The sequence below is a fragment of the Rhodanobacter sp. A1T4 genome, from assembly GCF_014207185.1.
Taxonomy (GTDB): Bacteria; Pseudomonadota; Gammaproteobacteria; order Xanthomonadales; family Rhodanobacteraceae; genus Rhodanobacter.
This window is the reverse complement of the sequence record NZ_JACHCP010000003.1, coordinates 238,369-264,818: the sequence shown is the minus strand read 5'-3', so window position 1 is coordinate 264,818 and position 26,450 is coordinate 238,369. Positions and strand designations below refer to the sequence as shown.

Genomic DNA, 26,450 nt, shown 5'->3' with positions numbered 1-26,450 from the left:
TGAGTACGCAACCTATGACGCCCGCCTTCACTTCGGGCCGCTGGAAACTCGGCACGTCGTCAGGTTGGAATCCGCTTAGACCAGCACGATCAGCACCAACACTTCGGCGAGCTCGGTCAATGCTCCCAGCGTGTCGCCCGTCATGCCTCCCAGGCGATGCATGCATGCAAACCGCCAGCATGCAAACACGACCGACGCGGCGAGCAAAGCACGCGCGCCATGCGATCCACTACACGCAGCGACTGCGACCGCTGCCAATACGCCGACTATGCAGGGCAGCCGGGGCGAGTGTGTCAGCGCGCTGCCAAGGCCTTGGCTACGAACGTAGGGCATCGAAAGAAAGGCCGCTGTGATGGCTGTACGCGCCAGCATCGGCGCCAGCCAGATCGCTGTGTCGGCGAGCGGCAAGCTCGCCAGTGCAGCAAACTTGAGCAGCAACACAAGCACCACGGCAGTCACGCCCATAGGGCCGCTACGTGGATCCTTCATGATCGCCAACGTACGCTCACGATCACCGAGACCACCGACCCAGGCATCGGCGCTGTCGGCCAGACCGTCCAGATGCAAGGCACCGGTCAATCCGGTCCATACGAGCAAGAGCAGTGCGGCCAGGAGTAGTGGCGGCAAGCTGCTGCCGATCCACGCCAAACCCCAAAGCACGCCCCCTATCAGCAATCCCACCGTGGGATACCAGGCCAGCGAGGCGTTCGTTGCCCCGGCATCTTTGAATACCCACGCGGGCACCGGCACCCGGGTGAGAAAACCAAGCGCGGCAAGCAACGAACGCATCAGGCCGGTACTCGCCAACCCAATGGGTGCAGGGAAGCGTGCGGTACATCAATGCTGGCCATATCGCCAAAATCGCGCCCCTCGGACTCGCAACGCAGCAGACGGATGGCACCGCCGTGGGTTACCACCAGCACGCGATGCACGGTGGCTTCCACGGCGATATCGCTCAATGCAGCACACAGGCGATCCCGAAATGCCGCAAACGACTCGGCACCTGGCGGCGGGTTTGTCACTGGGTCGGCCCAGAACTGTCCCAGTGCAACACCCTGCTCCTGTGCCAGCCTTTCGATGCTTACGCCCTGCCAATGGCCGAAGTGATATTCGGCAAGTCGACTGTCGACGCGCAGCGGTATGCCCTGCTCCGTGGCCAGTTCCCGCGCAAAATCAGTGCAGCGGCATAGCGACGAAGTGACGATGGAATCCCAACGACGATCCGCCGTCGCCGCACGCAGTTGCGACCAACCCAAGGTACTGAGTGGATCGTCGAGCTGGCCCCGGTAGCTGGTCTGGCCAGTGTCGCCGTGACGGAGCAGATCGATACTTCCGCTCATGCGTTGCTCACTCCGGCCTGGGCAAACGTCGCCATGCCCGCATGCAGGTCGCAGGCCAGACGCAGCAAAGGCACTGCCGTCGCCGCACCACTGGCCTCGCCCAGGCGCAAGCCAAGATCCAGCAGAGGATCAGCATCCAGTGCTGCAAGCACGCGCGTGTGTCCCTGTTCGCGCGAGCGATGACCGAAAAACATCCAGGCGCGGCAAGCGGGATTGATGCGCACTGCAGCCAGTGCGGCAACGGTGGTGATGAAACCGTCGACGAGCACCGCCACGCCACACTGTGCCGCCGCTACATAGGCGCCCGTCAGCGCAGCGATCTCGAAGCCGCCCACGCGCCCTAGCCACGCCAGCGCATCCGCATCATTAGGATACCGGGCCAACGCGCGGGCGATCACCTCGGCCTTGTGCTCGATACCTTTGGCATCCAACCCTGTACCTGCACCGGCCAGGGTGGCCGGCGACTCGCCCAGCAAGGCGCAGGCCAGCGCCGCTGCCGATGTGGTGTTGGCAATGCCCATTTCCCCGCCGATAAACAACTGCGCGCCCGCTGTATGAGCCTGCGCAACGCTGTCAGCACCGGTGCGCAACGCGGCATCAAGCTGGGCCGGCGTCATCGCCGCCTGCTCGCAGAAATTGTGCGTCTGCGACGCGATGATCGCCCGACGTACCCCAGGCAGTTCGCCGGGATCGTTCACCGTGCCCAGATTCACCACTTCAAGCTGGGCGCCGAGGGCCCGTGCAAGCACGCTGATCGCGGCGCCGCCATGGGCGAAGTTGCGCACCATCTCGCCCGTCACCACTTGCGGGAAAGCCGATACGCCTTCCGCCGCAACGCCATGATCGCCGGCGAAGACACTGATCCATACCTGCTGCACCGATGGCCGGGCACTGCGTTGCAACCCGGCCAGACGAATAGCCTGCGTTTCCAGCGCACCGAGTGAACCTGGTGGCTTGGTCAGTTGTGCCTGGTGGGCACGGGCGGCATTTTCGCTGTCCGCGTCGCTGACGGCACACGGCTGAAACAACCAATCATGACTCATGCAAGATTTCCTTTGAGAGGCAGCGGCAACCCCGCTGCCACAAACAACACACGTTCGCAGCGGGCCGCCATAGCCTGATGCAGGCGCCCCGCTTCATCAACGAAGCGGCGCGTCAACTCACCCATCGGTATCACGCCGAGTCCGACCTCGTTGCTGACAAACAACAATTCGCCGGGGAGTACAGGCAATACCTCGAGGAAGGCTTCGCATTCGCGCCCAAGGCGCTTGTCGTCGGCATCACCAAGCAGGTTACTGAGCCACAGGGTGAGGCAATCGACCAGCACGCAACGATCAGGGTGGGCGTATGCACGCAAGGTATCGGCCAGCGCCAGAGGCTCTTCCACACTTTGCCAGTGCGCCGGGCGACGATCACGATGATGGGCGATACGGACAGCCATCTCTGCATCGTGCGCCTGCGCGGTCGCGATATAGACCACCTCTTGTCCGGATTCACGCGCCAGCCGCTCGGCCAGCGCACTCTTGCCCGAACGGGCACCTCCGAGTATCAGTGTGCGCACGATGGTTCTCCCATGCCGATCAGCCTGAGCAGCGCAGCATTATCCAAATGATTCTCCACGGCATCGGCCAGCCGGTCGATACTCTCTTCGCGTAAGGCATGCATGTCCACTGCTGCAGCATCGCGCACACCGGCCCACGCCAGCAGCGCGGTCAATGCCTGCGGCTGATCGAACAAGCCATGCAGATAACTGCCGAGAATTTGGCCGTCTGCAGACAGCGCACCATCGTTGCGACCGTCATCGAGCAAGCTCGATGGACAGGCCAGCGCATCGCCATGACTGATACCGCAGTGGATTTCATAGCCACTGACCAGGGCATCCGTCCATGAAAGTCGGCCATGCGTACGACGCAGCTGCTTTTGCGGTTCCAGCACGGTCTCCATGTCGAACCAGCCCAAACCTTCACTTGAGCCGGGTTCGCCTTCGAGGCCGTGCGGATCGTGCACGACTCGCCCAAGCATCTGAAAACCACCGCAGACCCCTATCACTTTGCCACCATAACGCAGATGCCTGGCGATGGCTTGCGGCCAGCCCTGCCCGCGCAGCCATGCCAGATCGGCGCGGGTGGACTTGGAACCGGGCAGCACGATCAAATCGCAGGCCGCCGGCAACTCACCCGGACCGACCAGGATCAGTTCGACATCGGGATGCGCGCGCAAGGCATCGAGATCGGTGTGATTGCTGATACGTGGCAACGCCGGCACCATCACGCGCAATCGTGCCTGCGGCTTGTGCTCGCGCTGGCGCGGCAAGGCATCCTCTGCTTCCAGTTGCAAACCATGCAGGTAAGGCAGCACGCCCAGCACCGGCTTGCCGGTTTCGCGTTCCAGCCAGTCCAAGCCCGGCTGCAGCAACGCCATGTCGCCGCGAAAACGGTTGATGACGAAGCCTACTACCCGTTTGCGCTCGCTCTCGGACAACAAGGCCAGTGTGCCAACCATGTGCGCGAACACACCGCCACGGTCGATATCGGCGATCAACACCACGGGGCAATCCACGGTTTCGGCATAACCCATGTTGGCAATGTCACGCTCGCGCAGGTTGATTTCTGCGGGGCTGCCAGCGCCCTCGACAATTACCGCATCGTATTGCGCGACCAGCCGTGCATGTGAAGCCAGCACGGCATCCATCGCCACGCGTTTGTAGTCGTGATAGTGGCGTGCGTCCATGTTGCCGATGGCATGCCCGTGCACGATTACCTGCGCACCGATATCGCTATTGGGCTTGAGCAGCACCGGATTGAAATCCGTATGGGGATCAAGCCCCGCCGCTTGTGCCTGTACCGCCTGCGCGCGACCAATTTCTCCGCCATCCACGGTGACCGCGGAATTGAGTGCCATGTTCTGTGGCTTGAACGGCGCCACGCGTATGCCGCGTCGACGTAACCAGCGACACAGCCCGGTGACCAACGCGCTCTTACCGGCGTCGGAGGTACACCCTTGCACCATCAAGACGCCGCTCATCGTGCGCACTGCGCCAAAGCGGCATCCAACCGCTTAAAGGCAGCGTCGTTTTCCGGCAAGCCGAAACGGAGGCTTTGAGGCCGATCGAAAAGGCGCGTGAGGATGCCTTGCGCAGCGAGTGCACGGTGCGCATCGTTGGCCCGCTCACTCCGCCACCATTGGAAGAACGCGCAACCGGCAGTGGGAACGATGTCGTGCTTCGTCAGCAACTGCGCAAGACGTGCACTGCACGCCTGCAGGCGCGTACGTGCCTGTGCATGCCACGCGAGATCGGCCAATGCGTGACGCAAGACATAGCGAGCCGGGCCACTCACGGTCCACGGGCCAAGCTGCTCACGCGCCGCATCGAGCAAGGTGACGTTGGCACAAACGAAACCAGCGCGTGCGCCCGCCATGCCGAAAAATTTGCCCACCGAGCGCAACACGATCAGCCCCTCGTTGGCGGTATGCGGACACAGGCTGTCGTTGGGCATGGCGTCCATGAAGGCCTCGTCGACAATCAGCCAGCCACCGCGAGCTGCCAAGCGTGCATGGCAGGCCAACAATGTGGCCAGATCAAAACGATCGCCACCGGGATTGTTCGGATGGATCAGCACCACCACGTCGACATCATCGACCCGCGCAAGCAACTCTTCTGCCGCAAGCTCGATCACCTGATGACCAGCGCGCCGCCAAGCATGCGCATGCTCGTTGTAGCCGGGTGCAATAACGCCGACCCGCGACGCGGACCGCAGCAGAGGTAATGTCTGGATGGCCGCCTGCGAACCAGCGACGGGAAGCAACTGAGGCGCGCCGTAGTAAGCCTGCGCCACCTCGACTAGACCGTCCTCATCATCGGGCAGTCGTGCCCACGTAGCGGCTGGTATGGGTGGTACCGGCCACGCAAAGGGACTGATGCCCGTAGACAAATCGAGCCAATCCGCTGGCGCGATGCCATAGGTACGCGCAGCACGCAACAAACGTCCGCCGTGTTCAAGCATAGGCCAAGCTACCGTATAGAAACGCCACCACCAACCACAGCACTACGCTACGGCGCACCAACGCCAGTGAGCGCGCGATGACGTTGGCGTCTGGCGGGTCGCCTTCGCCAAGATCCGGGCGCGCTTCCCACACTCCGTCGTAAGGCGCGGCGCCTCCCAACTGGACCCCCAGCGCACCTGCGCCGGCCGCCATTACCGGCCCGGCATTCGGGCTGTCCCACAGCTTTGCCTGCGTGCGCCAGCAGCGCCATGCACGGCGTGTCTGGCCAAGCAGCGTGTAACTCAATGCCGTGAGTCGCGCAGGAACAACATTGAGTCCATCGTCGATGCGCGCCGCCGCCCAGCCGAAGTTCTCGTAGCGTGCTGTGCGATAACCCCACATGGCATCAAGTGTATTCGCCAGCCGGTATAGCAGCGCCCCCGGAGCTCCCAGCACGGCGAACCAGAACAATGCGCCGAAGACGGCATCGTTGCCGTTCTCCAGCACCGACTCGGTGGCGGCCGCAGCCACTTGGTGTTCGTCTAGCACCTGTGTGTCGCGGCTGACCATGCGCGCGACCGCTTGGCGGGCACGCGCCATGTCACCGTCACGCAAAGCCGATGCCACGGGCATCGCATGATCACCAAGGCTGCGCAGCCCGATGACGGCATAGAGCACCAGCACATTAAAAAGAGATGCCACCCATGCCGACAGCCGGCCCAGCCAAGCCTCGGCGCCCCAGGCCAATAGCACCAGCGGCATGACCGTCAACAACCAGGCGCAGACACCCGAACCACGACGATCAGCGTATAGCCGCGCTTCGAGCCAGCGCGCCAGACGCCCGAATCCCACTAGTGGGTGCGCACGCGATGGTTCGCCCAGCCAGGCATCGATCAACACCGCTGCCAGCATCGCCCATGCCGTCGTCATGGCATGAACAGCGTTGCGGCCGTGCATGGATAAGGCGTAAACGCCATGGGCTAAAGCTCGATGCCCTTTTGCGCGCGGATGCCTGCCTGGAAAGCGTGCTTCACCACGCGCATCTCGGTGACCGTATCTGCAAGCTCAACCAGTGCATCCGGAGCACCACGGCCTGTCACCACGACATGCTGTTGCGGAGGACGCGCACGCAGTGCGTCGCACACTTTCTCCACATCGATGTAACCCTTCACCAAGGCAATGTTGAGTTCATCCAGCAATACGAAGTCGTACTGTGGGTCGGCCAACATGCCTGCGGCTATCTGCCAGGCAGCTTCAGCGGCTCGGATATCGCGTGCCTTGTCCTGCGTTTCCCACGTATAGCCCTCGCCCATCACGTGATAGTCGAGCTCATCGGAAAAACGACGAAAAAAGGCCTCCTCTCCGGTGGAGAAACTGCCCTTGATGAACTGCACCACGCCACAGTGAAAGCCATGGCCGAGCGAACGAGCCAGCATGCCGAAACCCGACGAACTTTTGCCTTTGCCATTACCCGTATTGACCACTAGCACACCACGCTCAATGGTGGCCCGGGCGATGCGCCGATCGATCAGCTCCTTCTTGCGCTGCATGCGCTCGCGATGATGCGCGTCTGCAGCCGATTCCTCTGAGTGCGATTCGTCGCTCATGTGCGAGCCTCTGACAAGTAGTGCGCGCCGTACCAGACCACGACGCGACTGCCTATGAAGTAGGCGACCAACGCCGTCGTGACATAACCCATGGTGGTGCGAACAAACAGCGGACCCCACTGCCACAGGCGCTGCAGATATTCGACCATATGAGGGTTCGGGTAACGGCCGCCCAACCAATAGAATGACCCATTGGAGATGGCAAAGGAAATCGATGCCGAGAGCAAAGCCACGCACCATGCCCCGACCAGCGGCCCTGCGTCAGCACGCAGGCATGACGAGTACAAACGGCCGCCGTACCACAGCGCCGCATAGGCCAGTGGAAGGAAGGCATAGGCGACCGTGACGCAGAAGTCGCTGATGCCGGCGTAATGGATCGACACCTCGTCCAGACCTACGGTCAGCAGGATGAACACGGCGAAGGCCCAGTGCTTGCGCAAGAACAGACCGCCCACAAAAAAGATCGCCATCGACGCGTCCGGCAAATGCAGCACGTCGCCGAAGTGCTTGAAGCGTGTCGCCAGCATGACCAGCACCAACGCGGCTAACAGCAAGGTAAAGCGGGAACCCGATAGTGATTTCATCGCGCGACTCCTCAAGCGGTCATGTTTGCGTTACACGTCGGTGATGGACTGGCAGGCGCCAGTCCATCACTCCGAACATTACAGTCCCGGCTGGTAACGCAGCGTCAGGTACCAAGTGCGACCGAGCTGGTTGTAGTAATACGCCGTCTCGTAGTTGTGGTCGAACACGTTGTCGAGTTTCGCCTCCACCTGCCAGCTGGGCGCGAAGGTATAGCTGGCGCGAAGAGCGGTGGTAGCGTAGCCGCCGAGGCGGATCTGATTGGCTGCATCATCGTAGCGCTTGCCCGCCGCGAAGAAGGTGGCGCCGACGTTGAACTGGCCGAACTTGCGGTCCACGTCCACGCGAGCGGTCTGACCCGCACGGCGCGGCAGCCAGTTGCCGTTGTTCGCATCGTCGCTATTGTCCTTCGGTTGCAGCCAGGTCAAGTCGGTCTGCACGCGCCAGTCGTTCAACGTGAAACCGAACTGGCCTTCCACGCCACGGATCTGCGCGCTGCTGATGTTCTGTGGCACGAAGTTACTGTCAAGCGTGATCAGGTCGGTGATGCGGGTCTGATAGACATTCAGACCCCAGTGCCAGCTGTCGAGTTGCTGCGTAAGGCCGAGTTCGGCCGAGTGCGAGCTTTCCGGCTTCAGGTTCGGGTTGGCGGTGGGGGTGCCGTCGAAAGGTGGGTAGTACAGGTCGTCGAAAGTCGGCGCGTGGAAGGCACTGCCGTAGCTGGCCGACAGCACGAGACCGTGATCGAAGTGATAACCCCAGGCCACTGCGCCGGTGTTGTGGGAACCGTATTCGTCGTCATTGTCGTGGCGTCCGGATACCTGCACTTCGTTCTGGCCGAAGGTGCCCTGATACTGCGCGAAGGTGCCGGTATCGCCGCGCGTATCGACGATGAAATCGGTGTCGCTGTCGATGTGCTGCTGCAGGTAGTCCACTCCCACACTGAGCAGCTGACCGGGAGCCAGGGTGATGTCGTTCTGCCACGACGCCTGGTTCTGGCGCGAGTCAAAATAACCCGTCGGAGCACGCGGGTAGTACTGGCCGAAATAATCGCCCTGATAGAAAGTGGCAGAGTCATCGCGATTCTGCCCGGCGCTCAGCGTGACCTTCCAGATATCCACTGGAGTGAAGCTCAGGCGTGCGCCGGTGGCGTACTGCTCTTCCTCGTTGTTGTTGCCGCCGAACGGGCTGCCCGCGTAAAAATTGTCGCTCTTGCTGCGCAGCCAGTTGAAGGCCAGCTCGGTGCCGTTGTCCCAGCGGTAGCCGAAGTTGGCCAGACCGTTGTAGTTGCGGTACGGATCGTTGTGCGGGTCATCCGTGAAACAAGCCACGCCCAGTTCTGCAGCTCCCAGGCGGCAGGACGGAATGCCACTGGTGTATTCGCCACCGAGGCTGGCGTTGAACCAGTAGTGGCCATCTCCGCCCGATACGCCCGCCTGACTATTGATGAAGCCGTGACTACCGGTAGTCACGCTTACCGACGGCTCGATGTTGCCGCTGTCCGAGCCGTGGCGGGTGAAGATCTGGATCACGCCGCCTATCGCATCCGAACCGTACAGGCTCGATCGCGGACCGCGCACGATCTCGATGTGATCGATCGCATTCACCGGAATCTGCTCCAACGCCGGCGTGCCCAGCGACACGCTGCCGATGCGCACGCCGTCAATCAGCACCAAGGTTTGGCCGGAATTGGTGCCGCGCAGGAACAGCGAAATCGGCTGGCCGATGCCACCCGTCTGGGCGATCGACACACCGGGCAGACCGGTGAGCAAATCCGCCAGTGAAGTCGGTTGCAGGCGCTCGATGTCATCGTGCGTAATGACGGTAACCGACGACAGCGTATCGTCCACGGTCTCAGGCGTACGCGTCGCGGTGACGACTACGGTCGACAAGGTGTCGGGCTGCGTGACGGTTTGTGCAAAAGCGGTAGGCGCTACAGATAGAGCCAGTAACAGGGCGGCCGCGAGCGCGCGGCGATTCAGCGTCGTGTGGTGTTTCATTTTGGAGGTTCCCCAGCCGCACGGCCCCGTACGGCAAAGATAAATATGCCGGCGACTGCGAAAGGATTAGGGACATGAAAAGCACGACGAGCGCGTGAACCGCACCCGGCGCTCCCAAGCCTCGCCCCACCGCGAGCAAACCGGAGTTCACGCTCAAGGCCGGTCTCCGGGCTCGTGGTCGAAGACTTTGCGTCTTCTGGATCAACGCCTTCCCATGCATGACACACAGTGGCTAATGTTGATCCGGCGACCCTTGCGGGTCACAACTCACTTACCGTTGCGGGGGCAGCCCCGGAATAGACGCAGTGGCAAGCCAAATGCATCGCACCGGATTCACGTTTCAACTGCCGGCCCCATGCCGGCAGTCACCTTAGGCAGCGGCATCTTAGCAGAAGTGAGGCGAGCTTCATTTCCAACGTCATGGTTTTCTGTGGCTCGATGCTTCAGCTCTCTATCGGATCAATCCGATAGCCACTTTCGCTCAGCGCCTAAATCAGGTGGCAAATACAAATGCCCTCTCCCAGCACATGCAGACCCTACATCAACGGCTTCTGCGCAAACTTGACCACGCCAAATCCACTGATCGATCGATCAAAAATCGTGTAGTAGCCGGTCAGGAACGCAAGACCAAGAATCGCCGGCTGGTTGTCTCCGGGTACCGGTTGCAACATGCATTGGGCGACGCCCTGGGGTTCGGCATCGGTCTGCCAATACTGGGGCGGATAACAGTTCAACGAAATCTGACTACCGTCCGATGCAGCCAAGACAAAAGTGAGCGGCGGCCACTGCGAGAAATCTAGGTATTTATTGTATGCCTGCAGCATCGGACTGACGATTTCGGAGTAGTTAGGTACTTCGGCCTGCAGTTGGTTGAGGACCTCAGTAAAGACCGTCGCCGGTAAAACGATCCCCGATGTTCCGCTATCGATCAGTGCGGTAGACGTCTGATTGTTTTCGCTCGAAAACAGCGGAAAGGGAATCGGCGGATTGTTACCTACCTGGACGGAAAGCAAGTTAACGAAGTAAAAGCTATCCTGTACGACTTGTGCGGTTTGAAATGGCCCAACCTCGTTTACGAAAAAGTCTTCCCCGCCTCCAAGCACAAGCGTGCCGTAGTTGCTGGCGTCGGTGGCCGGCGTGGACGTCCGTAGGTTCTCAAGCGCACGATAAACGTAAAGCGCAAATTTGTTCGGCAAGAGTCCATCCTGCGAAAGTTCCGTCAAACAAGGTGGTACCGGCAGTTGGGCTGCGGCGGCGGCACTGATAAACGAGTCGAAGGCGCTAAGCGTCGTCGGTGCCTGCGAGCTGGAGATGGGCCAAGGATAAGTTACCGGTGGCTTGCCCTCTTTGGTGAGGTAAACAGTCAGATCGTATGCAACATTTAGGCTGGGATACGCCAGCCCTAGAATGCCGTCGGCGCCGGCGAAGACTGGATGGGTAGCGGTGCTGTCATCGGCGATGGCGACGCTAACGTTGATGCCAGCAACCGGAAGCGGTGCCGCAACACCCGGCACTGCCGAAAATCCCACCAGCGTTTCTACTACCGGCCCGAACCAATAACCTGTTTCGCCATTCGGCCCGTACGCGTCGTATTGGCAAAGTGCGGTCGGTATGAGCAGTTCATCAGCGGAAGCGTTGTATTTTGATTTCAGCGCTGCGAGTGAGCTGCTGCCGGTGTCGATGATGCAGTTGACCGGATCGGCCTGCGCGCCGATCAACAACGTACCAGTGTAGGCATGGCCGACGACAGTGTTGGAAATCAACATCGGTACGCCAGCTCGGTTGGTCGTTGGCTGCGGAAGATCCGAGAGCGAACCGAAGGTTTCGTAGGATATGGAACTATCGCCGGCGTCCGCCCATGCAACGTACAGCTTGCCTTTGTGTTCTGAGAGTGCCGGCGTGTCATGGCTGATTGCATTGACCAGCACCGCAGGGTCAGACCAGGTCAGTTCACCATCCTGCGTAAAGCTTTGCACTGAATACATGATCTGGCTCATACCGGCTGCTATCCAGGCAACAATGAGACTTCCTTTGAAGTAGCAAATCGCCGGACCGTCGTAGGTACATGAAACCGGACCTGGGATCGGTGTGGACCATGGCGCGTCAGCATTTCCAGATGAGTCGCCGCTACAAATCCAGATCTGCCCATTGCGATCTGCCCACGCCAGTGTCGTTCCATAGACGTTAAACGAAGACGGCCCAAGGCATGCGGCCGGCGAAGTCGCTGGCGATGCTCCGGGAATGCGCGTGGGGCTATTCCAACCTGGTGCATCTGCGTAAGACATAAACCACAACTCATGACTGGTGCCGTTCCCGCCCGATTTGGCATCGCCCTGCCAGAACAGTGTAAAGACGTTGTAGTTGGTGCTGCCCGAATCAGGATCGATCGCCTCGCCGACCATCAACGTTACTGGCGAACCGACGGTATGCGCATGATTGGGCACGCTCTGTATACCCGTCACGCCATTCGCGCTCCAGGACATACCAATACCAGTGGCATTCTTCCATGCCCAAACCTGTCCTATATCGTTTGGTGTTGAACACAGCGCGGGCCTTGACGCTATGTCGGCCTTCGAGAAATGGTTCTCAGTTGTCCATGGCAGCACTGAGTAATAAAGCTTCGACGACGTTAGCCCTTTCCAGGCCAAGCAAAGAGAGCTGTCCTCGGGATCACCAGCGGAGGTCGCCGAACCAATGCTTCCGTAAAGAGCGAGCGCCGGACCTGAATTGGTTCGGAAATCTGAAAGTTTGATCGCATTCATGGGACACCTCGTAGTTGCAAATCAAGAAAGTTCGAGATCCAAAGCGAACTGGAAGTAACTGACCAATGACTCCGTGCGACTGATCTAACATTGATAAATGGGAAGTGCTGGCTTGCACGAGAAAATAGTTCGCGACTTGCACTCCCCATATGCTTAAGCGAACTTCGAGGCCAATACAGATCACTGCGCTGGCGAAATTTATTTGCATTTCAGGAAATAGTGGCTTGCCAACTAAGCGGGTCAGAGTCACTTAATTCATCGACGCATCAATGAGGCGTGCGGGATTGTTCGGCTCATCCATGAGCCTCACCCCTTCGCGCTACGCGCTACGGGGCCAGCCTGCGGCTGTCCAAATTCGTTCCAGACGAATTTGTCGAACCCGGGTGGTTTCTCACCCCGTCATCACCATCAGAAAAGCAAAACGCCCCACTTGGGGGCGTTTTGCTTTTCTGGCGGATAGAGTGTCTGTCCACCTATGGTCCAGACGTGTCCAATCAAGTCTTAATAAATGGCTTAACAACGCCATCTGTAGCGCATAACTGTCCAAAACTGTCCATATCCGACCAATCAAATCCAGCGTATTATCATGGGTAAAACCATGGGTAGCTTATGGCGCGCGCATTTGAAAAATTGTCCGACCTGAAGGTCCGCAAGGTCAAAAGTCCTGGCTATCTGGGCGATGGTGGCGGCCTGTACCTACAAGTGTCCCCTTCTCTCTCCAAGTCATGGGTGTTTCGCTACCAGGCCAACGGTCGTACCAGAGAAATGGGCTTGGGGAGCTTCAACACCTTCGGGCTACGTGATGCACGCGACCGTGCGACTAATTGCCGAAAGCTGCTAGCTGACGGAATCGATCCTATAGAGCAACGAAACGCTGCGCAGCAGAAGAAGCGGCTTTCTGACGCGCGTGTAATGACGTTTGGCCAATGCTGCGAGAAGTACATAGAGGCGCATCGCAGCGGATGGAAGAATGCCAAACACGCTGGCCAGTGGGATGCCACCCTGCGGACTTACTGCACACTGCTGTGGCCGCTGGACGTCGCCACGATCGATACCGTCCTGGTGATGAAGTGCCTGGAACCGATCTGGAAAGCGAAGACTGAAACCGCGAGCCGCGTACGCGGTCGCATTGAGTCGGTACTGGCTTGGGCCACGGTCCGCAAGTTCCGCACTGGCGATAATCTCGCGGCGTGGCGCAATCATCTCGATCAACTCTTGCCCAAACGCAGCAAGGTTCAGAAGGTGGAACACCGTGCTGCACTGCCCTACGCCGATATGCCGGAGTTCATGACGAAGCTGCGCCTACGCCAAGGTCTATCTGCACGTGCGCTTGAACTGCAGATACTCACCGCGACACGGCCAGGTGAAGCTGCTGGCGCGCAGTGGGATGAATTCGACGTACCCGCGGCGATGTGGATCATTCCAGCCGATCGCATGAAAGCCGGTAAAGAGCATCGCATACCTCTGTCACCGACCGTACTGGCGCTGCTGCAATCGCTTATTCCCATCACACCGAAGGGAAAGCAGTTGCACATCGCTGGCCACGTGTTTCCGGGCGTGAAGGATCGCCCTCTGACGACTGCCGCAGCGATGAATCTGCTGAAAGAATTGCACCCTCAGATCACGGCGCATGGTTTTCGATCGACGTTCCGCGACTGGGCCGTGGAAACCACGAAGCACCCGCGTGAAGTGATCGAGGCAGCGATGGCGCACCGGCTCAAGGACAAGTCGGAAGCTGCATATCAACGCGGTGATCTACTAATTCGGCGTGCCAAGTTGATGAAGGACTGGGCGCGCTATTGTCGTTCGGCGGCATAGTCTTGCGCACCCCGTCCGCTAGCTTGCAGCGGATTGGGGCGTTCATTCGTCCAGCAATTGGTCTAAACCCAGCGCTCGCTAAGTAGATGGCAGTCATTGCCCTTTCGGAGTCTTGCCCACGAATCGGCATGCTGCAAAAGAGGCTTCAACCTAAAATCAATCGCATGAAGACCAAAGAGGGCACTCGGTGGATTGACGCCCCCCGCTACGCGGCATATCTAGCTGGCAAAGCCGCCACGGTGAGCATTGGGCTCTAGTTTCGTCCTTACCTTTTAAGGCGTGATTAGAGTCCGATCCCACAATCGTTGATCGGAATTCCAGACACTTCAAAACTGAACTTGAGCCGCTTCTTTAGTCCCCAGCATCTAAAGACGCGTTAGGAGTCTATATCCGGTTGTTGACGCAACCTACAATCGTTGTGCCTTGAATAACCTTACAGCAAACAGAAGAATTATTGCACCGAAAGTAGCCATGATGATTGACGCAAGCAAACCGCCGCTAAAACCGATGCCAAGCGCAGCCGTCAACCAACCACCGATGAATGCACCGACAATGCCGAGGAGAATATCGACGAGCAATCCGAAGCCACTGCCTTTGACGAGCTTGCCAGCCAGCCAACCAGCCAGCGCGCCGATAATCAACCAAGCAAAGATGCCATGCGATGCCATTTAAACTACTCCAAGATATTACAAATGGATGGGTCTACGGGCCAGACACAAACACCCTGACTATAAACCAGGGCGGTTTCACTTTTCGTAGTCAGCTCTGTGTGGCGACAGCACGCGCATCGCATAAATACTTCACTATGCATCTCATCCGCTGGCGCTAAAACCCTTCAGTTTCTTGCAAATTTCCGACAAGCATGAGCACAGGGGGCCGGTTCATACCTGTCGTCAACGTAGATTCGTTGACCCAAACCAATCCTTGAGTTTGTGGAAAAGTGTTCAACGGACACATAAACCAAGTCAGCCTGATTTTTATCAGAACCGATCAGCAAATGTCGCGCTGTGGAAATAATAGTGCCTACGCCGTATCGTGAGTGGCATCAGACAATTCCTAAAAAAACCGCCAATGCGATAGCAAACATGTTTTGCTTATGCAGCATGCGACCTGCTTTGCACGTAAACACATGGCTACACTGGTGATATATCTCATCGCTGTGATCGATCAACAATCCAATCCAATTGAATGTGATACGGACTGAATGTGGTGCGGATGTTCAATCATGTCTTGTGCACTTTAAGAAGAGCAACATTTCGCCATACCTCCTCAACGCGTACGATTCAGCAATCCCCCAGAAAGCTTCTGAAGGGACGAATCGATCGATATGGTATTTCGGCCAGCAGCCTTGGCTTCATAAAGGGCTCGATCTGCAGCACTTAGAAGTACCTGCACATTGGCTTCAGCTGTCAATAGCTGCGAAGTAGGTTCGAGAGTCGCCACGCCAATGCTCAACGTTACTATGCCGTAATCACTCTCGACATGTGGCATGTTCAAATCGCTGATCGTGCGCAAGACATCCTCGGCGATCTTCAGTGCCCCGACCTTATCGGTGGCAGGCATGATGGCAATAAACTCTTCGCCACCGTACCGACCGATCAAATCGCTGGGCCGATTCATGGCGTCTTTGAGATGAGACGCCACCATATGCAGGCACTGATCACCTAGCAAATGGCCGTAGTGATCGTTATATCGTTTGAAGAAATCGGCATCCGCCATCAATAGCGAAAGCGGTCTCCGTTCGCGCATCGCACGTCGAACTTCTTTCGCGAGCGTCTCGTCTACGTGGCGCCGGTTAGCCAAACCAGTCAGGTAATCGTGGCTTGCGTAGTGCAGAAGCTGCTGATTTGTTTCTGCTAACTTGCGCTCCGCACGTTTACGCTCGGTGATATCCATCAACGCCATCGTAATGCCAGCCACCTGCCCCTCTAGATTCTGCAGTGGGCTCACCGAAACTAGATAGATCCGTCCACGGCATTCGATTTCGTGGTCCGGCACCTCTTGACCAGCATCCATCAACAGAAGGTCGCTACGTACCATTTCACCAGCGCCTGGCAGCAATTCACTGGCCTTGCGGCCGACCAATGCATCGGGTAATAGCTCGTGGATTGCGGCATAGGCTGCGTTCGCGGAGAGGTATCGTCCGTCTCGGCTGAGAAGGCAAAGTGCAACGGATACGGTGTCGTAGATTGCTTTCATCCGATATGCGCTGTCGCTGTGTAGTAGGTCTAAATGGGCGACCTCGTGTGCGATACCTCGATACCCCTTCAAGGCACCATCTTCGCTTTTCAACGGCACAGCGCAGGATTCGATCACAATCGTCCGACCATCTGGTCGAAGATGATGTGAGATAGCTTCCGAGTAAGGGAGGATGGGCTTGCTTGCGAAGATGCGCGAAATGCGATCCGCTTCGTTCAATGTCATGAAGTCGTATACCGGCCTGCCCAATACTTCGCTGCGCTCGCGACCAAACAAGTTAAGCAAACCTTGTGATACGTCGATATATCGGCAGTGCTCGTCCACCTCCCATCGCCGCTCCGAATGAGTGTTGATAAAGGCGTGCAGCCGATCGAGTGCCTCGTTGGTCAAGACTGAAAACATCAGGTTCCTCGTATTGTGCAACGGCACGGCAACGAGGCCATCAGGATCTGAGTTATGACGAGAAATGCATTGGTTGGAAAGCATTCTCGCCCCCTTCGGGCCACGTGCTAAAGCTATCCCGACCGTCGAGATTCAGGGAGCGAATCTCGACGGTCGCCGGCGTTATCATCGACGCATGCGCATCCTGCACATGCGGAAGCTGGCCGCAATCTCTGTCTCTGGGAGAACTCACCCCGAAGCGTGGAAATGATTACGTTATTGGCAAGCAGGATGCGGCAAGCCGACCCAGACCAGAATCGGACGATTCCTAAATTGAGGCGTTGGCGCCACAGATATGCCGTTAGCGACCGACATGGTTCTGTCGAACTATTGCGGGTTCCGCGAGAAGGCGGCGCAGGAGATCCTTACCGGAGGATCTAGCTTCACGCGCGACTACACGTAAAGCATTTATGAATACCTAGAACAGACCGTAGGCCCGTGCATACTCATAAAGTTGGCTATTGCTTATGATGCCGAGTTTGCGCATGGCATCGTTTTTCTGCTGGCTGACGGTTTTTACGCTGCGATGGACATGCTCGGCAATCTGCGTGATCGAGAGGCCTTGCGCGTACAGGCGCACCACTTCGGCCTCGCGCTTTGACAGGACAGCTGGGTCATTACCGGCAGACTGCGTCGCAGTTCCAGCTTGAGGGCGCGGCAACAGCTTTTCCTTCGTGTATTCGCGCATGCTCTCACAAAGGTAAGTGCGTCCATTCATCACTGCCCCGATAGCCAGGAGCAGTTCCTTCATCATCGCGACCTTGCCCACCACTCCGTTGACGCCCGCGTCCAACATGCCGCGAATCAGTGCCGGATTATGGATCATGGTGAGGACGATGATAGGTAGGCTGGGATAATCTCTACGCAACCGCCTCAGCAAGGGCAGTCCGTCCCCGGAATCATCCTCATATGGCATCGAAAAATCGGTAATGAGCAGATCGCAGCCCTGCTGGGTAAGCAGAGCCAGCAACTCGCCGCCGTTACTTGCCTCACCGGTCACACGCATGTGGTCGCTCCGTTCGTGGAGAAGCGCTCGGATCCCAAGCATCACGACAGGATGATCATCAGCCATGATGACTCGGGTTATCGGACCGTTCTCTGACATAGCCTGCATTCGTTAAAGACTTCGAAACAAGCGACACGAATCGTGCCCCTATGCCTGACTACATTGCTACCGAAGTGCATTGACGTCCAGTGACTTCACGCAATGGATTGATCTTGATCGGCAAGCAGGCATTATGACAGGCGTGCCTGCCCTCTCATCAGGGAATCGGCATCACTAGGAATCTGACCACCCATGACCGAACCATTGTCGTGAAGACTTCAACAATCATCGGCATTCTGAGTACTAGCTGGATAGACTCCGGGCCAGCATCCATTTCCGTCACCGTAGAGATTCTCGCCGGCCTGTTGAGCCTAACCGCGCTATTTGCGTTGTTCGCGCTGCGGTTGGTTTACCTGAAACACCAGAAGCTGACCGAAGCCAACGAGCAGCTCCAGCAACAGATGGCGATGACACAGGCACTGCTGAACGCCATACCTTTCCCCGTAATGTTGAGGGACGTGGCAAGCGTGTATCGCATGCTAAACAGCGCGTGCCAATTACGGCTCGGTATCGACCCCGTGCTGACGATCGGACGGACAAGCCCGGAAATGAAAGAGCACCGGTTGCTGGTGATGGCCGATGGCACCCTCGCCGAGCAGAGAATCCATCGGCTGAGTCTTGACACTCTTCGCGAGCGCAAGGTACAGCGCTGCGAACTCGACTACCAGAGCCTCGATGGTCGCCAACGGACCGGCCTGTTCCTCGAGTCCCCTATTCACATGCCTGATGGTGAAGCTGGCGGCACCATAAGCGTGCTACTGGACGTTACCGAATACCGCGAGATCGAGCTCAATGCACGCGCCACCGAGCAGAGTCTGCGCGAAATCACCCAACGCATTCCAGTGGTCGTTTTCGCCGTTCGTCGCGGCAACGACCGGCTACCCAGACTGGCCTTTAACGCGGGCAACCTCAACGCACTCTTCGGCCTGGATCTTCCAGACCTACTGGAAAAGGGGGACGTGTTGCGCGACTGGCCATTTCAGGATCGCATCCACGCCGAGGATGCTCCTGCCTTGCGACAACTGCTTCGACGCGCCGCGCGGCATATGCGCAGCTTCACGCTCGATTTTCGCGCCTACGGTGCAGAGGGCCTACGTTGGATCCATCTGGTCATGGTGGCTCGTCGGTTACCCGACCATGACGTGAGTTGGATCGGCTACTTCATCGACACCACCAGTATAAACGCGCACAACGAGGTACTTCGCGCAGCGCGCGATGCGGCCGAGCGCGCATCGAAGGCCAAGGCAGATTTTCTTGCAGCCATGAGCCATGAGATACGCACGCCCATGAACGGTGTCATTGGCATGCTAGAACTCCTGGGACACACACCACTCAATCCGGAACAGCATGAATTGGTGCATGCAGTCGAGGACTCCGCAGGCGTGCTAATGCAGGTACTCAATGACGTACTAGATTTCTCCAAACTCGAAGCCGGCAACATGCGCCTTGACGATGCACCGTTCGACTTGCGCACGTTGATCGACAACGTCGTCGGTACGATGGCAACTCCCATGCACAAAAAGGGTCTGCATATCGAGGTTGGCGCGGATGCAACGCTTGCCGGAAAGCTGCTTGGAGACAGTGTACGTATCCGTCAAGTACTGCTCAATTTACTCAACAACGCCAGCAAGTTTACCGAACGCGGTAGCGTGGCTGTCGGGCTGCAAGTGCTTGGTGACGATGGCCACTATCAGCGTCTACGCCTGAGCGTCACCGACACAGGCATAGGTATCGCTGCCGACAAGCAGGCTGACCTGTTTACACCCTTCTCACAGGCCGAGTCATGGACCACTCGTCGTTACGGAGGCACAGGGCTGGGGCTGACTATTTGCCGCCATCTTTTACAACTCATGGGCGGTACCGTCGAACTGAGTAGCCGACTCGGAGAAGGTACCAAGGTCACGCTTGAACTGCGCCTTCCGGTCGCGCAACGCGAAATCGATCGCCCAACGGGCCTTCTCGAACGACACGCCATCGTGCGGTTAAGCTCGATCGGCATTGCGAACGCATTGACTGCGCATTTGATAGCACTCGGTCTTACCGTTGAGAAGATCCCACCCTCGCAACCGTTGCGTCGAGGTATTGCGGCCAACTTGCTATTTATCGATATGGACGATCAGGGGAGCGCGGGCATGATAGCCGCACAATCTATCTTCGTAGATATCCGATCGCTTGCACCGAGCGGGTTACATGAAGGTGAAGGCGATGAGCTTATTGTGCTCAATGCCAATCCGTTGAAGTGGCAAACCGTTGTCCGTGTCTGCATGCTTGCCCTGGAACCACTTAATGCTTCTTCCCGTCGCGCGCGCGCGGCGCTCACGCCAACGCCTTATGTCGATGAGCCCAAGCAAACGCATGGGCATATTCTGGTTGCCGAAGATCACCCGGTCAGCCAATCACTCATACGCCGCCAACTCGATTTGCTCGGCTGGTCTTGCGACGTAGTGAGCGATGGTCATGCCGCTTATGAGACCTTGTGCCAGACCGATTACACATTGCTGATAACCGATTGCCAGATGCCACTGATGAATGGGTATGAGCTTGCGACCCAGTGGCGCCAGCACGAGGAAAAGGAAAACCGACTTGCCCGCTTGCCGATTATTGCCATGACCGCCAATGTGCTGGATGGCGAAATTGAGCGTTGTCGCGGTGCCGGTATGGACGATTACCTGAGCAAACCAGTACAGCTTCATCAACTCGAAGACATGATTCGGCTATGGATGCCACGATCGACAGCCATCAGCGAGAAAACTGTCTACACGCCAGCTACCACTCACGACGATGTGTTTGCTGAACCTGGCATGCAGATACTTCGTACCGAAATGCTCCAAATGCTGATCGACACCGGTGGCGCTGACCTGGAGAAACTCGAACAGGCAATCGTCATCGGCGATAGCCAACAGGCCATGCAAGCTTTGCATCGCATGTTAGGTGCATTGCAGCTATTCACGGCCGACCGAGTCATTACCGACGGACGCCTTCTAATGGAACGCTTGACCGGAGCGCGTGCGTACGAAGCACTGCAACAACTGCCACACTACCTTCAGGACCTTCGAAAGCTGCTGGCCGAACTGGCACGGCAGGCAGATATTTCATGAATTGATGTCCAACTGAAATGGCTACCAGTTGGTATTTCCCTTCCAACTGCCGCAGAATTCAAAACATATCTATTCAGCTCAGGCTGTCGACCCCCGGACCAAGGTCGCCAGCCAACAGCTGACTCGTAACGAGGGGGGCGTTCGTAAATGCAGTTTCCCGGCTGCATAGCTTTACCAGGGAGAACCATGGTGTATTCCATACGGAACAAGCGGTTCCTGCAACAGCTTTCGGCGGTCCTTTTGACATTGTTGGTTATACCGGCGGCTCTTGCGTCGGATTGGACGTATCGCGTTCGCCTCCACGACAATATTTGGGACCTTTCCAGTCGATATCTCAAACCCGAGGTATCCTGGCAAAAGCTCCGCGACTACAACAAAGTCGCCGATCCCTACCATCTCCCTCCGGGCATGAGCCTGCGTATTCCGATTGCGTGGCTGCACGTCCAGCCAACCAGCGCGGAGGTAATTGCAGTAGCCGGTAACGCACACGTGCAGCTCCCCGGGCAGACGCAACCCGTGCAGATCACCACTGGCATGACACTCCCATATGGCACACGCCTGAGCACGGATGCGGACGCTAGCCTCACACTGCAATTTGCCGATGGCTCGCGCGTGCTGATGCAGGACAATAGCCAGCTCGACCTGGATCAGATGAGCGCCTATGGCCGCACAGGCATGGTGGACACCCGGTTGCGTCTGCAGCACGGGCGCGTATCGAGTGCCGTGACGCCGATGACGGGGGCGGCTGCACGCTTCAGTGTGGAAACACCCGGCACGGTATCCAGTGTTCGCGGCACGCACTTTCGCGTGGCGACCGATACGGATCAATCCCAGACCGAAGTACTCACCGGGCGTGTCGACGTAGCTGGCGATCATTCTCACGTTCTTGTGCAGAAAGGCCTCGGCGTTGCCGTCGCCAACGGCAGTGGACCGAAGCAGGCGCAGCCGTTGTTGTCCGCACCCACGCTGCACTGCCCTTCACAACCGGTCAATCAATTGCCCTACGCCTTTGGCTGGACGGCGCTTGACGGTGCGAAGAGCTATCGGGTGCAGATGGCGTCCAATGACCGTTTCGAAACCCTGCTGCTCGACCATGTCACCAGTGCACCGCAGTTCGGCCTGCCTGACGTGCCCGATGGCGATTACGCCGTGCGTGTACATGGCATCGATGCCAGTCGGCTGGAGGGAGAGGACAGCGTTTGCGTTCTGCATATCAATGGTCATCCGCAACCACCACTGGTCATGCAGCCTCTACCCGATAGCAAGGTGCGCGATACACGTCCAAGCTTCCATTGGACGGAGAACCTGCAGGCAGCGTCCTACGTGTGGCAACTCGCCAGCGATGCGCAATTTACTCAACTGCTGGCAGCCGAACCCAAGCTCACCGGCGATAGCGTACGTGCACCACAAGCATTGCCCTATGGCCGTTATTACTGGCGTATCGCCAGCCGCGATAGCAGCGGCAAGCAAGGTCCTTTCAGCAATGCCATGCCATTCGACCTTGTTCCGCAACCGCCCGTACCCGAAGTCGGCAAGCCCAAGCCGTCTGGGCACCTAGTTAGCTTTGGCTGGGCCGCTGGTTCACCGGGCCAGCGCCATCACATCCAGCTGGATCGCCACCCCGATTTCGCGCATCCACAGGTTGATCAAACCGTGGAGCAACCGGTGCTTCAAATCCAGAAACCCGGTTCGGGAACATGGTACGTACGCATGCAAACCATCGACACCGATGGCTATGTAGGCCCATGGGGCGAAACCCAGAAGATCAGGATATCCTGCATGGCTTGTCGCATCGCCGCTATTGGCGGTGGCAGCGTGCTGTTGTGGATCTTGCTATAAGAGCCGCATGAGGTTCGTTTTCGACCACACGCTCCGTCACCACTGCACGCCAGTCGCGAGGCGCTGATGCCTATCAGCGCTTTTGTGTGGCTTGTGCGCAGCATGGTCTGGATGGCCGGCATCGGCTTGCTCACCCTGTTGATCGCCGTCGGCATGACGACGCGCCTGGACAATTCGCTCTACGACTTGCATCTGCGCCACTGGCAATACACGCCCGATAACGACGTAGTGATCGTTTCCATCGATCCCAAGAGCATGAGCGCGCTGGGACGCTGGCCATGGCTTCGCTCCGTACATGCTAAGCTGATTGATCGCCTTACAGCGGACGGCGTGCGCGGTATCGGCATGGATATAACCATGTCCGTGTCGGAAAACGATAACTCGCGCGATGACCAGTTACTCGCAAATGCGATTCAACGCAACGGCAAGGTAGTGATGCCGGTATTCGCCGAAGCCATCGATCTGGGTGGCCCACTTCAGGAAGCGCTGCCGGCTCCCATCATTGCGCAGAGCGTAGCGGCACTCGGCCACGTCGACGTTGCCAAGGATGCCGATGATCTGGTACGTGGCGTCTACCTCAAGGCCGGTTTGGGTAGTTCGTACTGGCCATCGTTTGCCTTGGCACTCCGTCAACTCAGCCAGCCCAGCAGCAACGCGCCCTTGCCCGGGATGCACGATCCCATAAGCAATGATGCCTCGCCCTATCTATGGATGCGCGACAACTATGTGTTGCTGCGTTACGCCGGCCCGGAAGGCACGTTTGGTCGCTTGTCTTACGCAGACGTGCTGGATGGTGATGTGTCGGCCTCACTATTAAAAGGACGCTGGGCGCTGATTGGTGCGACCGCCGAAGGATTAGGCGACATCATCCGGACACCTGACGGATCAATGCCTGGCGTGGAATATCAAGCCAATGTGCTTGAGTCTTTGCAGCGAGGCATGCTCGTCACCCCCCTGAGTTTTCTCGGTCAATTCTTGCTGGGTGGTTGCATGTTGACTCTGCCATTGCTGCTGTATGGGCTACCGGGTTTTCGACGCGCCTGGCAACCGTTGTTAGCTGCATGGTGTGCTGTGCTCTTGTTGTGTCTTGGCTTACTGCGGGTGTTTTATATCTGGTGGCCACCGACAGCATGCCTGCTGATTCTCGGTTTCGAATATATAGCCTGGAGCCTGCTGTTGCGGAAAGATCGTCATTGACGGTTTTGATGTCACTTCGTGGAGAAACCCTGTTTCGATCAGCCACCTCTACTTCTGAGTGACTCGGAAGTACGAGGACACTGCACACCTGAAACCCAACAACGATCCGGAATTTTAGGAATTGTCCTATTCATTGATGCGGATGAAGAACGCACTATGTGCGCTGAGCACATTTTTAATCACTGAAAGCACTAGTCGAGCCGCCCCACCTACCAGTGATAAGGGCCATGCTCGCGCCCCATGAACCAGTGTTCTGAAATCTCGGCCTCCAAGCCGCAGGCGGAGCTGGTCTTGCCTAAAGTCGAAGAGAAATCAGCCTCCCCCTGCCCAGCGTGGACGTCGATCAAGGATTGGTGTCTGAACCCCGACACCTATTGATGAAACACGGAGCTCAACATGCTTGCGCGTCAACATAGGAAGCATGGTCGATGGCGGCTATATCTTGCGTTGATGCTGGCCGTACCGACTCTTTCGGCACACGCTGCAAGTACACCCGGCAAGAATGGTGACGCAACAGCGGAACGCTTGCTCAACGACGCGCGCGCCCAACAAGCCGCAGGGCAACGGATGCACGCGCTGGCCTTATGCGAAGACGCGCTAGCGCGCAGGCCCGGCTATCCCGATGCGCTTCGTCTGCAGATACAGCTGCTATCGGAAATGGGCGCAGCCGCGCAGGCGCAGGCCCTGGCAAAGCAGCTTCACCCAGCCATGAGTGACGCCGACCAGGCCAAACTGCAGGCGGATCTGGGCGCTCATCAGACTCGATGGAGCCGCGCGGTACCGGCTGATCCTCGCCATCCCTATGCCGAAGCCGATCACGCCGTGGCCACGCTGGATCAAGTGGTCTCCGCGCATGCCGGCGAAGCAAGCCTGCGCGCACGCATCGATCGCCTGATCGCCTACGATCAGGCCGAGCGCGCCGCCGAAGCCGTGCAAGACTACAACGCCATGCGGCGCTCAGAACGACCTCTGCACGAGCAGCCGCTGCCGCCGTATGCCGAAGCGTCGGTGGCCGATGCGCTGCTTAAACAGCACCAGCCCGAGCGTGCGATACCGTTGTATGAAGACAGCATTCGGCGCATAGCGGGACCGTATCCGGAAGAGGAAGACGATCCGCGCATCGGGCTGATGTACGCCTATATGGAATCGGGCCGCTATCACGATGCCCAGCTGTTGATCGACCGCGCCGCGACAGCCGAGCCTGTGTGGCTGGCACGGCATGGCACGACGCAGCTGCAGCCGTCGTCGCACAAGACCGAAGCCGATCTGCATGCCGCGCTATGGCGCCGGTATATGTGGCTGCTGCGCGACGCCGACCAACGCATCAGTGCTCTGGCGGCTCAGGCACCGCTGGACAGCATGTTGCGCCGCGAACAAGGCAACACGCAGCGCGCACGTGGCTGGCCGCGGCAATCGGAAGATACGCTGGTAACCACGCTCGGCATCGATCCCAACGATACGCAGGTGCGTCTAGGTATCATCGACGACTGGCGCGAGCTGAACGATTTCCCCCGCGTCGAAACCGCATTGCGCGAAGTCGAGACGGTAGAACCTCGCGACCCGCTGACACAGCAGACGCGGCACGACTGGGACCACCAGCGCGATTGGCAGTTCGACATTACATATGATCGTGGCTGGGGCAATACGCCAACCTACGGCGACGACGATCACGAGACCGAGGCTACGCTGCAAAGTCCGTTGCTCGCCGACCACTGGCGTATCTATGGCATCACCCGGCTGGCCGGCGCGGATTTGCAGGACAGTACCGCCGAACGCCAGCGTGCCGGGATGGGCGTGCGTTTCTATGAGCGTGGACTGGAGGCCTACGTGCAGGTATTGCCTGGCATCAGCAGTCAGACGCGCCGAACCGCGTTAGAAGCGGGGTTGAAGTGGGCCGCCACTGATCATTGGCTATTCTCGACCGACTGGAGCACGGTCGGCGATACGGATACGCCGCTGGAGGCGAGTGCTGCCGGCATCACCGCGCACGCGCTCGATGCATCTGCCGAATGGCGCGCGAGCGAATTGACCTCGGTCAAGCTGACTGCGGCGCGCGATCTCTTCAGCGACGGTGATCACCGCGACGGCTGGGAAGCTGCGCTGGTTCAGCGGCTGTATACCGCGCCGTATTTGACGCTGGACGGTGGCGCTACTGTGGGCAGCACGCACAACACCCTGACCAATGTGCCCTACTACAGCCCGCAATGGGCGCGCTGGGCGATGTTCACCAGCCGACTGGAAAGCATGCTCTACCAGCGCTACGAGAACGAGTGGCGGCAGCGCATCGATGTCTCTTTCGGCACATATCAGGAGTATCGCTACGGCTCAGGCTGGATCGCTGAGGTGCGCTACGGGCAAACCTTTCAGCCGCACAACGGTTTGAGTTTCGGCTGGGGTCTTGGCTGGTCCAACCAGCCCTATGACGGTAAGCGCGAGTCGCGCGTCATGCTGGACCTGACCATGCATTGGGGCGAATGA

The 26,450-nt window shown here is 58.4% G+C and carries 19 protein-coding genes, 1 pseudogene and 1 riboswitch; of the genes and pseudogenes, 6 read left to right on the top strand and 14 right to left on the bottom strand.

The features are described from left to right. Positions 1 to 75 precede the first annotated feature (75 nt). The 11 genes from HDE80_RS07465 to HDE80_RS07415 form a co-directional block, all read right to left on the bottom strand. Positions 76 to 792, bottom strand: coding sequence for an adenosylcobinamide-GDP ribazoletransferase (locus tag HDE80_RS07465; RefSeq protein WP_184669926.1), 717 nt, complete (start codon positions 790 to 792; stop codon positions 76 to 78). Next, complete coding sequence (locus HDE80_RS07460) at positions 789 to 1,340, bottom strand: histidine phosphatase family protein (RefSeq protein WP_184669412.1); 552 nt, start codon at positions 1,338 to 1,340, stop codon at positions 789 to 791. The genes HDE80_RS07465 and HDE80_RS07460 overlap by 4 nt, the downstream gene beginning before the upstream one ends. After that, a complete protein-coding gene (cobT, locus tag HDE80_RS07455; protein WP_184669410.1) occupies positions 1,337 to 2,383 on the bottom strand; it encodes a nicotinate-nucleotide--dimethylbenzimidazole phosphoribosyltransferase in 1,047 nt (348 codons plus the stop codon). Before cobT ends, HDE80_RS07460 begins: the two co-directional genes overlap by 4 nt. After that, complete coding sequence (gene cobU, locus HDE80_RS07450) at positions 2,380 to 2,901, bottom strand: bifunctional adenosylcobinamide kinase/adenosylcobinamide-phosphate guanylyltransferase (protein ID WP_184669408.1); 522 nt, start codon at positions 2,899 to 2,901, stop codon at positions 2,380 to 2,382. The genes cobT and cobU overlap by 4 nt, the downstream gene beginning before the upstream one ends. Then, positions 2,889 to 4,364 carry a cobyric acid synthase gene (locus tag HDE80_RS07445; RefSeq protein ID WP_184669406.1) on the bottom strand — a complete coding sequence of 492 codons (1,476 nt, stop codon included), beginning with the start codon at positions 4,362 to 4,364 and terminating at the stop codon, positions 2,889 to 2,891. Before HDE80_RS07445 ends, cobU begins: the two co-directional genes overlap by 13 nt. After that, positions 4,361 to 5,344, bottom strand: a complete 984-nt coding sequence (gene cobD / locus HDE80_RS07440) for a threonine-phosphate decarboxylase CobD (protein WP_184669404.1) — start codon at positions 5,342 to 5,344, stop codon at positions 4,361 to 4,363. The genes HDE80_RS07445 and cobD overlap by 4 nt, the downstream gene beginning before the upstream one ends. Beyond that, on the bottom strand, positions 5,337 to 6,254 hold the full coding sequence (gene cbiB, locus HDE80_RS07435; protein WP_184669402.1) for an adenosylcobinamide-phosphate synthase CbiB: 918 nt from the start codon (positions 6,252 to 6,254) through the stop codon (positions 5,337 to 5,339). Before cbiB ends, cobD begins: the two co-directional genes overlap by 8 nt. Before the next feature lie 50 nt (positions 6,255 to 6,304). Continuing rightward, complete coding sequence (cobO, locus tag HDE80_RS07430; protein ID WP_184669400.1) at positions 6,305 to 6,931, bottom strand: cob(I)yrinic acid a,c-diamide adenosyltransferase; 627 nt, start codon at positions 6,929 to 6,931, stop codon at positions 6,305 to 6,307. Continuing rightward, positions 6,928 to 7,515, bottom strand: coding sequence for a hypothetical protein (locus tag HDE80_RS07425; RefSeq protein WP_184669398.1), 588 nt, complete (start codon positions 7,513 to 7,515; stop codon positions 6,928 to 6,930). The genes cobO and HDE80_RS07425 overlap by 4 nt, the downstream gene beginning before the upstream one ends. Positions 7,516 to 7,593: 78 nt before the next feature. Continuing rightward, entirely contained in the window at positions 7,594 to 9,513 is a 1,920-nt protein-coding gene (locus HDE80_RS07420) for a TonB-dependent receptor (RefSeq protein WP_184669396.1), read from the bottom strand. A gap of 139 nt (positions 9,514 to 9,652) precedes the next feature. Further along, positions 9,653 to 9,901, bottom strand: a riboswitch (cobalamin riboswitch). Between the two features lie 148 nt (positions 9,902 to 10,049). Beyond that, positions 10,050 to 12,275 carry a pepsin-like aspartic protease gene (locus tag HDE80_RS07415; RefSeq protein ID WP_184669393.1) on the bottom strand — a complete coding sequence of 742 codons (2,226 nt, stop codon included), beginning with the start codon at positions 12,273 to 12,275 and terminating at the stop codon, positions 10,050 to 10,052. 609 nt (positions 12,276 to 12,884) lie between these two features. Between HDE80_RS07415 and HDE80_RS07410 the strand changes: the two genes are divergently transcribed. Further along, positions 12,885 to 14,093, top strand: coding sequence for a site-specific integrase (locus HDE80_RS07410; protein ID WP_184669391.1), 1,209 nt, complete (start codon positions 12,885 to 12,887; stop codon positions 14,091 to 14,093). 407 nt (positions 14,094 to 14,500) lie between these two features. Here the strand turns inward: HDE80_RS07410 and HDE80_RS07405 are convergent, their stop codons facing one another. The 3 genes from HDE80_RS07405 to HDE80_RS07395 form a co-directional block, all read right to left on the bottom strand. Next, complete coding sequence (locus HDE80_RS07405) at positions 14,501 to 14,761, bottom strand: GlsB/YeaQ/YmgE family stress response membrane protein (protein ID WP_184669389.1); 261 nt, start codon at positions 14,759 to 14,761, stop codon at positions 14,501 to 14,503. A 601-nt stretch (positions 14,762 to 15,362) separates the two neighbouring features. After that, on the bottom strand, positions 15,363 to 16,778 hold the full coding sequence (locus HDE80_RS07400; RefSeq protein ID WP_184669387.1) for a diguanylate cyclase: 1,416 nt from the start codon (positions 16,776 to 16,778) through the stop codon (positions 15,363 to 15,365). Positions 16,779 to 17,151: 373 nt separating this feature from the next. Continuing rightward, positions 17,152 to 17,805 (bottom strand): response regulator transcription factor, encoded by a 654-nt coding sequence (locus HDE80_RS07395; protein ID WP_255483627.1) that lies wholly within the window; start codon positions 17,803 to 17,805, stop codon positions 17,152 to 17,154. A gap of 434 nt (positions 17,806 to 18,239) precedes the next feature. Between HDE80_RS07395 and HDE80_RS22345 the strand changes: the two are divergent. From HDE80_RS22345 to pgaA, 5 genes and pseudogenes are all read left to right on the top strand, one after another. Beyond that, positions 18,240 to 18,557 (top strand): annotated as a pseudogene (locus tag HDE80_RS22345) (hybrid sensor histidine kinase/response regulator); the annotation flags it as partial. A 327-nt stretch (positions 18,558 to 18,884) separates the two neighbouring features. Next, complete coding sequence (locus HDE80_RS07385) at positions 18,885 to 20,936, top strand: hybrid sensor histidine kinase/response regulator (RefSeq protein WP_255483626.1); 2,052 nt, start codon at positions 18,885 to 18,887, stop codon at positions 20,934 to 20,936. Positions 20,937 to 21,176: 240 nt separating this feature from the next. Beyond that, entirely contained in the window at positions 21,177 to 22,775 is a 1,599-nt protein-coding gene (locus HDE80_RS07380; RefSeq protein ID WP_184669374.1) for a FecR domain-containing protein, read from the top strand. A 66-nt stretch (positions 22,776 to 22,841) separates the two neighbouring features. Continuing rightward, positions 22,842 to 23,972, top strand: coding sequence for a CHASE2 domain-containing protein (locus HDE80_RS07375; RefSeq protein ID WP_255483625.1), 1,131 nt, complete (start codon positions 22,842 to 22,844; stop codon positions 23,970 to 23,972). A gap of 396 nt (positions 23,973 to 24,368) precedes the next feature. Further along, positions 24,369 to 26,450 carry a poly-beta-1,6 N-acetyl-D-glucosamine export porin PgaA gene (gene pgaA / locus HDE80_RS07370; protein WP_184669372.1) on the top strand — a complete coding sequence of 694 codons (2,082 nt, stop codon included), beginning with the start codon at positions 24,369 to 24,371 and terminating at the stop codon, positions 26,448 to 26,450.